This window comes from Litchfieldia stipae, assembly GCF_014837155.1.
Classification (GTDB): domain Bacteria; phylum Bacillota; class Bacilli; order Bacillales; family Bacillaceae_L; genus Litchfieldia.
Genome location: NZ_JACYHA010000030.1, coordinates 22,083 through 35,561 on the forward strand (window position 1 = coordinate 22,083; position 13,479 = coordinate 35,561).

Here is a 13,479-nt window from a genome sequence, read left to right on the forward strand (position 1 = left end):
CTCCTAGTTCAATAAGCTTTTACTAATGACAAGCCTTTGAATTTCACTTGTTCCTTCGTAGATTTGACAAACCTTTGCATCTCGAAAAAATCGTTCCACTGGGTAATCCTTTGTATACCCATAGCCGCCATATACTTGGATTGCTTCTGTTGCCACCTCCATCGCGGTGGATGAAGCAAATAGCTTTGCCATCGAGGCCTCTTTTCCACAAGGGATTCCTTCGGTTCGAAGTGAAGCAGCTTGATAGACTAATAGCTTTGCCGCTTCAACTGAGGTTGCCATATCAGCTAGCTTGAAGCCGACTCCCTGCAAATTCGCGATTGGCTTCCCGAATTGGACTCGCTCTTTTGCATATTGAGTGGCATGCTCTAGGGCAGCTTCAGCAATTCCTAAGCTTTGTGCGGCAATACCGATTCGGCCGACCTCTAGGTTTGCTAGCGCGACCTTGAAGCCTTCTCCCTCTCTACCCAATAGATTCGTAGCTGGCACCAAAGCATTTTCAAAAGTTAAAGAGACTGTCCTTGATCCATGCAGCCCCATCTTTTTCTCGTCCTTGCCAATGACAAAACCTTCTGTCCCTTTATCAACAATAAACGCACTAATGCCCTTACTTCCTGGAATGTCAGGGTTTGTACGGGCGAAAACAATATAAACATCTGCTTCGCCTCCATTGGTGATGAAGGCCTTTGTTCCATTCAATAGGTAATGATCTCCCTGTTTGACTGCCCTAGTTTTTAGGCTAGCTGCATCTGAGCCAGAGCTTGGTTCGGTTAAACAAAAAGCCGCCAAGAATTCCCCACTTGTTAGCTTTGGAACATAGCGCTTTTTTTGCTCATCTGTTCCAAACATGAGGATTGGATTGGTTCCCACCGACGTATGAACGGATAGGATGACACCTACGGTTGCACTGATTTTTGAAATTTCATGAATGGCAATGATATAGGAGGTGAAGTCCATGTCAGCGCCACCATACTGGGAAGGAGCGGTAATACCCATGAGCCCCAACTCCCCCATTTTCGTAAGGATCTCCCTTGGAAATTCACCAGCCTCCATTTTTTCAACAAAAGGGGTGATTTCTTTCTGAGCAAAATCACGGACCATCTTCCTCATCATTTCTTGCTCTTCGGTAAAATGTAGGTTCATGAGGTTGCACCGCCTCTTCTAAGTTTGCTAAATCCATTCAGCCTTCATAGACATAAAAACCACGGCCTGATTTCTTCCCAAGCCAGCCCGCACTTACATATTTACGCAGCAGAGGACATGGTCGGTATTTATCATCACCAAAGCCCTCGTGCAAGGTTTCCATAATGTATAGACAGGTATCCAGACCGATGAAGTCAGCTAAGGTTAACGGTCCCATCGGGTGATTCATGCCAAGCTTTATCACCTCATCGACCGCCTCAGGTGTTGCCACCCCTTCATACACGGTAAAGATCGCCTCATTAATCATCGGCATCAGAATTCGGTTTGAGACAAAGCCTGGGAAATCATTGACACGGACGCCGACCTTCTGGAGCTTTTCTGTCATCCTTGCAACCTGCGAATACACGTCATCACTCGTTGCCAATCCCCTAATAATCTCAACCAATTTCATCACCGGCACCGGATTCATAAAGTGCATGCCGATAACTCGTTCTGGACTATTTGTCGCTGCTGCAATTTCAGTAATCGGCAAGGACGATGTATTGGATGCTAAAATCGCGTCAGCCTTCGTTACTTGTTCAAGCTGCTTAAAAAGGTGTTTTTTCACGTCCATATTTTCCACAACGGCTTCAATAACGAGATCAACCTGACTTGCCTGTTCTAACCTTTCAGCTAACGTCACATTGGCTAAAATGGACTCAACCTGTTCAATTGACATACGTCCTTTATCAATCTGTCGCTTCAGGTTCTGTTTGATTTTTTGATAGCCTTTCTGTAAGCTTTCTACGTTTGAATCATGAAGGAGCACCGTATATCCTGCGACTGCACATACTTGGGCAATCCCTGACCCCATTTGACCGGCACCAATGACCATCACCTGTTGAATTCCCATCCTCATCCCCCTCGTGTAAAAACTATTTCACTTCGATTAAGATCGCGTCCCCTTGGCCTCCACCGCTACAAATTGCAGCGATTCCTAAGCCTCCACCTCGGCGCTTTAATTCAACTGCTAATGTTAAAATGATTCTCGTACCACTTGCTCCAATCGGGTGTCCGTAGGCAACGGCTCCACCGTTTACATTCACTTTCTCTGGATCAATGGAAGCAATTTGAATACTTGCCAGTGCTACAGCGGCAAAAGCTTCATTAATTTCAAACAACTCAATTTCTTCTACACTCTTTCCTGTTTTCTCAAGGAGCTTATTGATCACTAGTCCCGGTGTCTTCGGAAAATCCTTGGCTTCTACTGCAATTTCGGCATGACCAAGAATCGTTGCTAGCGCTTCTCTGCCTTCCACCGCTGCACGCTCCTCACTCATTAACACAAGAGCTGCGGCACCATCATTAATTCCCGGTGCATTTCCGGCAGTAATCGTGCCATCAAAATTAAATACTGGTTTTAACGTCGATAATTTATCAATCGATGTGTCCTTACGCGGGGACTCATCCGCCTCTACGTATGTCACATGTCCTTTTCGGTCTTTTAACTCAACTGGGACGATTTCCTCCACCATTTTCCCAGACTCGATGGCCTCTACTGCTCGCTGATGACTCCTTAGTGCCCATTCATCCTGAGAATGACGTGAGATTTCAAGCTCCTTCGCCACACCATTCCCGTATTCTCCCATATGTACACCTTCAAAGCTGCAGGTTAATCCATCATGGATCATCAGATCATTCACCTTGCTATCACCCATTCGCAGACCCCAGCGTGCTTTTGGTAATAGGTATGGTGCATGACTCATTGATTCCATGCCACCAGCTACAATGACTTCTTCATCCCCTGAACGAATAATTTGGTCTGCTAATGTGACACTTCGAAAGCCTGATGCACAGACCTTATTGATGGTTTCCGTCTTAATATCCCAAGGTAGTCCCGCGTGACGAGCGGCTTGTCGTGAAGGAATTTGTCCTTGTCCTCCCTGTAACACAGTACCGATGATCACTTCATCGATGTCTTGTGCAGATACCTTTGTGCGATGAAGTGCTTCTTTGATCGCTATTCCTCCAAGCTCTGATGCTGTTAACGAGCTTAAGCTTCCCCCAAGCTTTCCAATCGGTGTTCTTGCTCCCCCTAAGATCACTGTTTTCCCCATGAAAAAAATCCCCCTAGATTCGTAATCGCTTACATTTAGGTTCGTTATCATAGGCTGTTTTCGTATATATCATCGCTTTCACCCCCGCAGCCTGAATACACTCCGCGTCCGGCGGGGACTCACAAATCCCGCAGGAGTCTACGTGCATTCAGTCTGCTAGGCTTCATATATAGAAAAACCGCCTTATCATATCTATATGACAACATGAACCTTCATATTTAATAATTCACTATGTTCTTACTATTCTAACATATTCGTGACTGAACGTTCACTCATTTTATTCCACAAAATTTTCATTTTTCTGTCACAAAACGGACAACACCACTTCAAAAGAGGGAGAAGTGGTGTTTCCACTAGTAATCAAGTAAACTCTTAATTTGGACCAAGGACAGACTTCTCTAATAGCTCCGCAACATCATATGTGCCGACTTTGTCTTCGACTTCCTTCGCCTTTGTTCCATCACTTAGCATCGTTAAGCAGTACGGGCAGCCTGAGCTAATCACTGTTGGCTTCACCTGCAGGGCTTGCTCCGTTCGAGCAACATTGACACGCGTGCCTTTGTCTTCTTCCATCCACATCATTCCACCACCAGCCCCACAGCACATGCCAGTTTCACGATTTCGTTCCATTTCAACGATCTTCACTCCAGGAATCGCTTTTAAAATCGAGCGTGGCTGCTCATATACTTCATTGTAACGCCCTAAATAACAGGAATCATGGAAGGTAATCGTCTCATTGACTTCAAATGTTGGAACAAGCCTTCCTTCTTCTACCAGCTTTGCTAGAAGTTCCGTATGATGATAGACCTCCGCTTTGAGACCGAAATCAGGGTACTCATTTTTAAAGGTGTTATAGGCATGTGGATCGATTGTAACAATCTTGGTGACACCATTCTTTTCAAATTCAGCAATGTTGTTTGTCGCAAGCTCTTGGAATAGAAATTCATTTCCAAGACGTCTCGGTGTATCTCCAGAATTCTTCTCCTTGTTACCAAGAATCGCAAATTTCACTCCCGCTTCATTCATTAGCTTGGCAAATGACCCGGCAATTTTTTGACTGCGATTATCAAACGCCCCCATCGAACCAACCCAGAATAAATACTCGAATTCTTCCCCTGCTTTTTTCATTTCCTTTACCGTTGGGATATGGACACTTTCGTCTAGTTCACGCCAATTTTCTTTTTCTTTGCGGTTCAGTCCCCATGGATTTCCTTGACGCTCAATATTAGTCATTGCTCGTTGTGCATCTGCGTCCATTTTTCCTTCTGTCAGGACTAAATATCTTCGCAAATCAATAATTTTATCGACATGCTCGTTCATGACTGGACATTGATCCTCACAGTTTCGGCAGGTCGTACACGCCCAGATTTCTTCTTCTGTAATCACATCCCCAATTAAGCTTGGGTTATATGGACTTTCTACAGCAGCCGCAGATTCTTCATGCCCTTTGCCTCTTGATGCTAAAGCTAGCTGATTTCCTTTCGTATGCGAGAAGGCAACTGCTGGAACCCACGGTGTTCTTGAGGTCACAACCGCTCCTTTTTCCGTTAAATGGTCGCGAAGCTTCACGATTAAATCCATTGGTGAGAGTAATTTCCCAGTTCCTGTCGCTGGACACATATTCGTACAGCGTCCACATTCCACACAAGCATAGAGGTCGATTAACTGCGTTTGCTTGAAGTCTTCAATTTTTCCAACACCAAAGGTTTCTTGTGTTTCATCTTCGAAGTCAATGGCTTCTAGCTTCCCTGGCGGTGTCAAACGACTTAGAAAAACATTGACTGGGCCAGCAATTAAGTGGGCGTGCTTAGATTGTGGAACATAAACTAGAAAGGCCAACAGTAGCACTAAATGAATCCACCACGACACGTAAAATAAAACAATTGCCGCTGTTTCATTGATTCCACCAAACAAGAAGGCAACGCCGGAAGCAATCGGCTCAGAAGCCGTTAAGCCATGGTCATGCCAAATGATTCCCATTCCATTTCCAAATAATACGGACAGCATTAACCCACCGATAAAAAGCAAGACTAAACCAGATTTGAAGTTTCGCTTCAAGCGAACAAGCTTTTCAATATAACGACGGTGAAAAGCCCAACCGACCGCAATTAAAATCATAAAGGTGACAAGCTCTTGAAAAAAGGTGAAGCCTCCGTACAACGGCCCAAATGGGAGATGTGCACCTGGCACTAATCCCTTCAAAATAAAATCAATTGCCCCAAATTGAACAAGAATGAACCCATAGAAGAACATCACATGGATGATACCACTTTTCTTATCCTTCAATAATTTTTTCTGACCGAATACATTGATCCAAACATTATTCAGACGTTCTTTTACCTTTTGGTCAAACTCCACTTTTTTCCCCAATTTAATATAGGCTGTTCTCGTTTTGAGTAAGTAAATGAATAAATACAATGCGTAAGCGGTTACAATAACGAACGCCAACCAATTGATTATTAGTAATGTCATACCCCTGCTCCCCTCTTTGTCTTTGCTTTCCCCTTATCTCTATCCTATTTCAGAATCGTTTTGATATTCCCATTATAAAAAATGAATGAACATTCAGTCAATACGTTATTTTGAATCTCCACTCATAATTCCAAGCATTTTTACCCAAACTATACAGACCACTAAGACAGGAGGGACGTTTTTGATCATCACACTTTCTATCATAGTGCTCTTGCTACTTGTATTTTTGTGGCTCTTTATTGACTTTAAATTAGGTCGAAAAAGACACTTAGCTGCAGTAACAAAGCGAGAATATCCAGAACGAATGGGAGAACTCACTCTGTTCAATGTAGGTGAGGAACTCTTTACCGATTTGTTTGATGAATTGCGACAGGCGACGGAGCATATCCATCTTTTATTTTATATCGTGAAGGATGATCCAATCAGTCAGGAATTCCTATCCATTTTGATGGAACGAGCAGAGAAGGGCGTAAGAGTACGTCTGCTTGTGGATTGGATTGGTGGGAATAAAATGACGAAGAAAAGCATAAAAGCGCTGAAGGAAAGTGGCGTTCAATTTTATTATTGTCATAAACCGAAATTCCCTTTTATTTGGTATTCCATAAACGAAAGAAATCACCGGAAAATTGTTGTGATCGACGGAAAGGTTGGCTATGTCGGTGGCTTTAATGTTGGCAAAGAATACCTTGGTCGAGATCCCAAATTCGGATTTTGGCGTGATTATCATCTTAAAGTATCTGGACCTGCTGTACATGATTTACAAACGCAATTTTTATATGATTTCCATGATACAACGGGTGAAGAATTACTCGTGAATACAAAGTATTTCCCCGAGCTTCCAGAGGGTTCCAAAAAGATGAAGATTGTCCCAACAGATGGTGCCTTCCTGCAGCATCATTTCACCGATTTACTCAATTTAGCAGAGGATGAAATCATTCTTGGATCTCCATATTTTATCCCGAGCAAGGAAGTCGTTGAAGCCTTAAAAAATGCGTCCCATCGTGGGGTGAACGTAAAAATACTCATTCCTCGAATCGGTGATCATCCATTGGTCAAGGAAGCTGCCTACCCTTATTTCAAGCCACTTATGAGTAACGGCATTCAATTCTACTTCTATGAAAGAGGATTTTATCACGCAAAGGTATTTTTGATTGATGACAAAATCTGTGATATCGGGACAGCCAACATCGATAAACGCAGCTTCTTTCTCAACCATGAAATCAACTGTTACATCTATGACAAACCATTCATTCAGTATGTGAAAAGTGAAATCCGCAAAGATCTCGCCGATGCCACTCTGCTGACATTTGATGAGCTAAAAAAAAGAGGCCTCTTTCACCGCGGGAAAGAAAAGGTTTCTACGTTGGTTTCCAATTTTTTGTGAGAGCCTAGCCTCCTGTGCGAAAGTGCAGGAGGTGAGGCTGAAGTGGGGGTAAGGAGATAAGCGGAGATTTTTCGGTTATTAGCAGAATTGAGCCTTTTTCGGGGAAAATAACGGAAGATTTTCCGGCTATCCATTGAAAAATCGCTCCTTTTTGCATTTTTCGAGTAAATAGCCGGAATTTCTCCTTCTATTTATGGCGATTTTGATCATCATTTTCTAATAAGAGGAGTTTCTTCTTTTATTTTAATTTTGGCTGTTTTCGTATATATTGTTGCTTTTGATACCGCAGCCTGAATACACTCCGCGTCCTGTGGGAGCCTACTAGTCCCACGGGAGTCTCCGTGTATTCAGTCTGCTAGAAATCTATTCTCAACTAATTCACCTCAAAAAACAACAAACTTTGAGAAAACAGCCTTAATTTTTCACCCAGTATTCAGTACAGTCCTTACTACGGTCCATGAAGCCATATTCAATCAGGTATCTTCTGATGGTTGCAAAGTCACTGTAAATTGCTTTTAATAGATCGTTTACTTCTTTTTCAGTGTATTTTTTACTCTTCTCAAATCGTAGCAAAATGGTTTGTAATACAATAATCTTTCTTTTTTCCTTACTTGGAAAAGTAGTCAATGGACCATCAATCCCTTGTTTGAAATAGGTTGTGAGCACCTTTTCCTTTTCATCTTCCGTGATTGCATAACGTTCATCCACCATTGTTGCCCCCTTATGAAAACTAACAAAACGATCTTCCTTTTTATCATCTGACGTATTACCCAAGAGGTTCATTAATGTCAGGAATACCTTCGCTTGCTTTTCCTTTTCCTTTAGCTTAAATCGATGATTCCTTATCGTTGAGGGACTGCCTCCATTTAACTCCTTAACGATTTCCTTATCATTTAACCCTTCCTTGAAAAAGTGAAGCAATTCTTTTTGGTGTTCTGTTAGCCCTGTGTATTTTTTATCAAGGTTTAATAGAAAATCAAACACTGAAATATGGTTTGCCTGTATATGCTTACTAACAGCCTTTTTTGCCTCAAACAACGTGCCATCCATTGGATAGATAATCCCATCTTCAAACCCTTCACCACATATCAAACACACATACTCATCCTCTAACTGTCGGTAACCATTTGAAAGTTCGTCAATTGTTGCATCCCAAAATAGATCATCGTTCATTTTTAAACAAACACCTCTATCGTTTATATATTTATAAACATTTTATAATTTTGTTTACTAATTTGTCAACGGACTAGAATTATTTTTGAGTAAGGCGAGCTGGAGGGATAAGCGGAGATTTTTCGGTTATTTGCTAAATTGAGTTTTTTCAGAGGTAAATAAGGGAAGATTTTTCCGCTATGCATAAAAAAAGCGCTCATTTTCGTGTTTTTCAAGTCAATAGCCGAAATTTTTCCCTCTATTTGGGCCTTATTTAATAACTATTTTCTAAATAAGAGGAATTTCTCCGGTTATTTTCCAACTCCACTACTGGTTACGCCCTTGATTGAATTTATTTTCGATCAAATGCTATAATTTCATAAATATATAACGAATATGGTGGTAACAAAGATGAATGTTAGATGGGAACAAATAACCTATGATCATTTGATTAATATAGAGAAGGCATTTGAGCTGTATGACCAGGCATTTCCGATTGAGGTTAGGGAACCTCATACTATTTTTATGGAAAGTTTAAATTATGGAAAGAATCGAGAGCCAAATAGTTTCCGATTTGTGGTTGGGTATGATGGGGAACAGCTTGTTTCTTTTGCAACAGGTCACTATTTTGCTGAAGCAAATTTTGGTTTTATTGTTTATTTAGCAACTAATCCTCATGTAAGAAATAGTGGATTAGGCTCAAAGACATTAGCGAAAATAGAAGAGTTATTAAAAATAGATGCCATATCTGCTGGAAACACTTCACCTAGAGCCATCATTTTGGAAACTGAAAAACTTGAACTTGCTCACTCGCCAAAAGATAAAGAGGATTGTATCAAAAGAACTCGTTTTTTTGAGAGAAATGGCTACAAACCATTGCTTGGAGTGAATTATTTACAACCACCTTTAAACAATGATGAGCATTATGTACCCTTACATCTTCTTAGCAATCAAACAGATTTAACGAAGCAGGAAATTGCAGACTTTGTTCAGGTGATGTATAGGGAAAAATATGACTTGGTAAACAGAATAAATAAACAGGTTCTTAGTCATTGTTTAGATTCAATGGGACTCTACAAGGACAATTAGACTTCATTTTCTGCTTTTTCTATTATTCTTTGTAAGTCTTGCATCATCCCTAAAAAAACGGGGTCATTTGTAATTGCTAAGTAGGATGTTCTTGCATACTTCTTGTATGTACCTGTGATAATATCGAATAATCTATCTTCTTCATGAGAAAATAACAGAGGATATAAAATAAAGTCTTTAACATTACCAGTAACAAGTACGCAATCATATTGCCAAGCAGAGTAAAAGATTCTTATATCTGATACACTACCATACTTTACTTTGGTAATATCAAGGTCTGCTTTTATAACCTCTCGAAATTCCTCACCTATATAAGCTGATATTTTTCTTATTTGATGCTCAATTTCAGGTGTTGAGATATCTGGAAGTGTTTCTTCAACTTCTTCCAATAATTCTGCTATACGGACATATTGCTTTTCGCCACCTGGAAGTGAAAAACTCTGAACTTCTAATTCTCTGGCAACTTCCTTAGGAATAACTAAAATAGCCTTTCCATTTTGTATTTCCTCACTTGCCTGCCTCCAAAATGTATTTGCAGCTTTCTTAATTCCTTTATCCTCTTTGGGATTGGTTAGATATCTAAATCCATTGGTATCTAATAAATATGATTTTATCTCTGAGTCCCCCATTGTTCCTCCTTATTAATCCACATCTTCTTCAAGATATTTCATCATCTTACTAGCAATATTGTCAGATTGTTTTTTGACCTTTTTCCTTTTCTCACTGTATTTTTTCCAATTAGGATGTGTGATGAACTGGTCTGTTGGAATAAGCCACTTTCCACTGCCTTCCAGCCTTTGCCTTGCATCAACTCGTCCATCTGCGCAATATCTTCTAACCATTTGTGGGGTTACTTCAAGGATTTCTGCAACGTCTCGGACTGGCAGATACTCAGGAAATTCTCCATTTATCTCTTCTTTAAGAATTTTACTTGCTTCTTGTTTCTCAAATTCATTAAGCTCAAGATAAATCTGTTCCTTTTGTTTTTCCAGCTCCATTTGCATCCTAAGAATAGTGACGTAGCGTCTCGCTCCTTCGCTTATCTCAGATTCATTAGTAACACTTTTATTTTTAATAGTATCATAAAGATTACCTACAATTTCAGCGTTCATATCTTCACTCACCTCTCCTCACCTCCAATTATACATATCCATAAATTGAAACAAAAGAAAAAAACGAAACAAATGAAACCATATAATAAAGTATATATCACAACTCTAATAAAGATACAAAAATCTAATAAGATCTTGAGTGATTTTCTATAAAAAAACACCCACCTGAATAATCGATTTAGTAACTTCCTAAATACGATCCAGGGGGTGTTTTTTTGTTTACACACCTTTATTAAAAATCACCGCTAACCAAGTAAAAATCTTAAATCCTAAATAGACTCCAACAATCCCAGTTACGCCGGCAAGGGCTGGTGGGGCTGGGATGGGTAAACGTAATAATGCAAAGATAAAACCTACAATGATTCCTGTGAATAGGGCTAATATGGTTTCTCTCATTTAGATTTCCTCCTACGTCTATCACTCCTTTTATTTATGTCCAAATGAAAGACCCTCTACTCGGGAGTAGAGGGTCTTTTGATTCGTTTTTACATTTTTTCAGGAGCAGATACACCAATTAGCGCAAGTGCATTTTGTAATGTGATTTGAACAGCCTTCATTAATGCTAGGCGTGCTTTTGATTTTTCAAGATTTTCTGGATCGAGTACTTTCTCTGCATTGTAGAAGCTGTGCAGAGTTGAAGCTAGATCGTATGAGTAATTCGTGACACGATGTGGAATTCTCTTTTCTGCAGCTTCTGCAACAGCTGCTGGGAATTCACCTAGCTTTTTAAGTAAATCAATTTCTTTCTCTGATGTAATATGTTCAAGGTTAAGCTGATCATTTATGTCAATCCCAAGCTCTTCCCCTTGTCTTAGCATACTGCAAATACGAGCATGTGCATATTGAGAATAGTACACTGGGTTTTCATTTGATTTTGATACCGCTAGATCAAGGTCGAAGTCCATGTGAGTATCAGCACTACGCATTGCGAAGAAGTAACGAACCGCATCCAAGCCAACCTCTTCAATTAGGTCACGCATCGTTACAGCTTTCCCTGTACGCTTACTCATCTTCATTTTCTCGCCATTCTTATATAAATGGACAAGCTGAATGATCTCTACTTCTAATGTGTCTGGGCCATAGCCTAATGCTTGAATCGCTGCTTTCATACGTGGAATGTAACCGTGGTGGTCTGCACCCCAAATGTTAATCAGCTTTTCAAAACCACGCTCTAGCTTGTCCTGATGATACGCGATATCAGGCGTTAAATACGTGTAAGAGCCGTCTTGCTTTTTCAAGACACGGTCTTTGTCATCTCCGTACGTTGTAGAACGGAACCAAGTTGCTCCATCTTCTTCGTAGATATGACCTTTTTCTTTGAGTGTTGCAAGGGCTGTGTCGATTTTCCCATTATGATAAAGGGATGTTTCAGAGTACCACACATCAAACGATACGCGGAATTCTTCTAGATCCTTCTGTAATTTCGCCATTTCATATTTCAGACCATATTCACGGAAGAAATCGAAGCGCTCTTGTTCTGCAACATGAACATATTTGTCGCCGAATTCCGCAGCTAGCTTCTTTCCAATTCCAATGATGTCCTGACCATGATAGCCATCTGCTGGCATCTCTTTGTCTAGGCCTAATGCTTGCATATAACGTGCTTCCACTGAGTATGCAAGGTTATTAATTTGATTTCCAGCATCATTAATGTAGTATTCACGAGATACGTCATAGCCCGCTTTTGAAAGAATATTACACAATGAATCTCCTACTGCTGCGCCACGAGCATGTCCTAAATGAAGGTCACCTGTTGGATTGGCAGAGACGAACTCGACTTGAACCTTTTGGTTATTTCCAACGTTTGTTTCACCATAGGCAGTGCCTGCTTTTAGGATCGATGGGATTAAATCTGTTAAGTATGTATTGTCCATGTAAAAATTGATGAATCCAGGACCAGCGATTTCAATTTTTTCAATTGATGCTTGCGATTTGTCAAATGCATTCACAAGATCTTCAGCGATTGCCTTTGGTGCTTTTTTCGCAATTCGAGCAAGCTGCATTGCCATATTTGTTGAGAAATCACCGTGTGCTTTTTCCTTTGGAATTTCTAGTACAGCCTCAGGTATTTGGTCCTCAGTGGCAAGTCCGGCTTTTATTACGGATGCTTTTATTTCATCTTTCAAACGTTCTTTTACTTGATCAAAGACGTTCATTCTTTCTCCTCCTTAAATGTGATGGTGATTGTATACCGTCCTGTCGGTTCTCCTTGTAGGACAAGTGTATAGGTTAAAAACAAGTGACCCTTATGGGATTTGTTATAAAATTTATATTCCACATTATTTGTGTTTGTCAGCATTTCCATGTTGCCAGCAGGACTTTGATAGGTTCCGTTCGTTGTCTCGCTTTTGCGGAAAAGCTGTCTCATTGTAACAGCACCCGACCTGAGAATCAATACCTCTGATTCCTTAATTTTGACAATGGTTTTGACATCTCCAAGGTCATTAGGCTCAATAAATTGTAGATATGTAGAATTTCCTTTTATGTAGTATTGACCATTTGCCTGAAATGCAACGGTTTGTTTTTGCCTTTGGTCGTTTATTTCTGTGACAAACTTTAGTTGAATGGGTGTTCCTTTGTCGGAAGCAACGCTCAATTGTTACACTCCTTATTTCTAATGATGTATATACCGTCATAAGTATAAAGATTCTTGCGTGAAAGTTCAATAGGTAGGGTGGGAGAAGAAGAGATTGGCTTTGAAGGATAGTTGATGACTGGAGTCTACAAATAAATTCTGAGTAAGTTCAGTTTTAAAACTTCTATATCTTGGTTAAACTGTAATTGAGTCATTTTTATTCCTCTTTTCAATGTTTTTCTTGGTCGTCAAACATTGTGAATAAAATGACTCATTTCTTTTTACATAATTATATGGACTTTATCCACGAATTCAACCAAAGTAGAGCGGATTCCGACGAACTAAAGTGATATTCCGACGAAAGTCCGGCGGAATTCAACGAAACGCTCTTGATGGATGCAATTTATCTTTTTATTCAACCAAAATAGATCAGAATCCGACGAACTAGAGTGATAT

Annotated in this window: 12 protein-coding genes; 2 read left to right on the forward strand and 10 right to left on the reverse strand. The window is 40.3% G+C overall.

The window, feature by feature from the left end:
• Positions 1-3 precede the first annotated feature (3 nt).
• From F7888_RS20860 to F7888_RS20875, 4 genes are all read right to left on the reverse strand, one after another.
• The gene (locus F7888_RS20860; RefSeq protein WP_191783058.1) at positions 4-1,143 is read right to left on the reverse strand and encodes an acyl-CoA dehydrogenase; all 1,140 of its coding nucleotides are present in this window, start codon (positions 1,141-1,143) and stop codon (positions 4-6) included.
• Between the two features lie 37 nt (positions 1,144-1,180).
• On the reverse strand, positions 1,181-2,035 hold the full coding sequence (locus F7888_RS20865; protein WP_191783060.1) for a 3-hydroxybutyryl-CoA dehydrogenase: 855 nt from the start codon (positions 2,033-2,035) through the stop codon (positions 1,181-1,183).
• 22 nt (positions 2,036-2,057) lie between these two features.
• Entirely contained in the window at positions 2,058-3,239 is a 1,182-nt protein-coding gene (locus F7888_RS20870) for an acetyl-CoA C-acetyltransferase (RefSeq protein ID WP_191783062.1), read from the reverse strand.
• A 372-nt stretch (positions 3,240-3,611) separates the two neighbouring features.
• Complete coding sequence (locus F7888_RS20875; protein WP_191783064.1) at positions 3,612-5,711, reverse strand: (Fe-S)-binding protein; 2,100 nt, start codon at positions 5,709-5,711, stop codon at positions 3,612-3,614.
• A gap of 181 nt (positions 5,712-5,892) precedes the next feature.
• Here F7888_RS20875 and cls point away from each other — a divergent pair, with 181 nt between their 5' ends.
• Positions 5,893-7,095, forward strand: coding sequence for a cardiolipin synthase (gene cls, locus F7888_RS20880; protein ID WP_191783066.1), 1,203 nt, complete (start codon positions 5,893-5,895; stop codon positions 7,093-7,095).
• 414 nt (positions 7,096-7,509) lie between these two features.
• On the opposite strand, the gene F7888_RS20885 is transcribed toward cls, so the two are convergent.
• Positions 7,510-8,268: a DUF2087 domain-containing protein gene (locus F7888_RS20885; protein ID WP_191783068.1), complete on the reverse strand. Its 759-nt coding sequence runs from the start codon at positions 8,266-8,268 to the stop codon at positions 7,510-7,512.
• Positions 8,269-8,658: 390 nt separating this feature from the next.
• On the opposite strand from F7888_RS20885, the gene F7888_RS20890 reads away from it, so the two are divergent.
• A complete protein-coding gene (locus F7888_RS20890) occupies positions 8,659-9,336 on the forward strand; it encodes a GNAT family N-acetyltransferase (protein WP_191783070.1) in 678 nt (225 codons plus the stop codon).
• Here the strand turns inward: F7888_RS20890 and F7888_RS20895 are convergent.
• From F7888_RS20895 to F7888_RS20915, 5 genes are all read right to left on the reverse strand, one after another.
• Positions 9,333-9,965 carry a PIN domain-containing protein gene (locus F7888_RS20895; protein ID WP_191783072.1) on the reverse strand — a complete coding sequence of 211 codons (633 nt, stop codon included), beginning with the start codon at positions 9,963-9,965 and terminating at the stop codon, positions 9,333-9,335. The two genes, F7888_RS20890 and F7888_RS20895, sit on opposite strands and share 4 nt — an antisense overlap.
• A gap of 12 nt (positions 9,966-9,977) precedes the next feature.
• The gene (locus tag F7888_RS20900) at positions 9,978-10,460 is read right to left on the reverse strand and encodes a DNA-binding protein (RefSeq protein ID WP_191783074.1); all 483 of its coding nucleotides are present in this window, start codon (positions 10,458-10,460) and stop codon (positions 9,978-9,980) included.
• A 207-nt stretch (positions 10,461-10,667) separates the two neighbouring features.
• The gene (locus tag F7888_RS20905) at positions 10,668-10,844 is read right to left on the reverse strand and encodes a XapX domain-containing protein (RefSeq protein WP_191783076.1); all 177 of its coding nucleotides are present in this window, start codon (positions 10,842-10,844) and stop codon (positions 10,668-10,670) included.
• 89 nt (positions 10,845-10,933) lie between these two features.
• The gene (gene argS, locus F7888_RS20910) at positions 10,934-12,604 is read right to left on the reverse strand and encodes an arginine--tRNA ligase (protein WP_191783078.1); all 1,671 of its coding nucleotides are present in this window, start codon (positions 12,602-12,604) and stop codon (positions 10,934-10,936) included.
• The gene (locus tag F7888_RS20915) at positions 12,601-13,044 is read right to left on the reverse strand and encodes a YwiB family protein (RefSeq protein WP_191783080.1); all 444 of its coding nucleotides are present in this window, start codon (positions 13,042-13,044) and stop codon (positions 12,601-12,603) included. The genes argS and F7888_RS20915 overlap by 4 nt, the downstream gene beginning before the upstream one ends.
• Between the last annotated feature and the right edge of the window lie 435 nt (positions 13,045-13,479).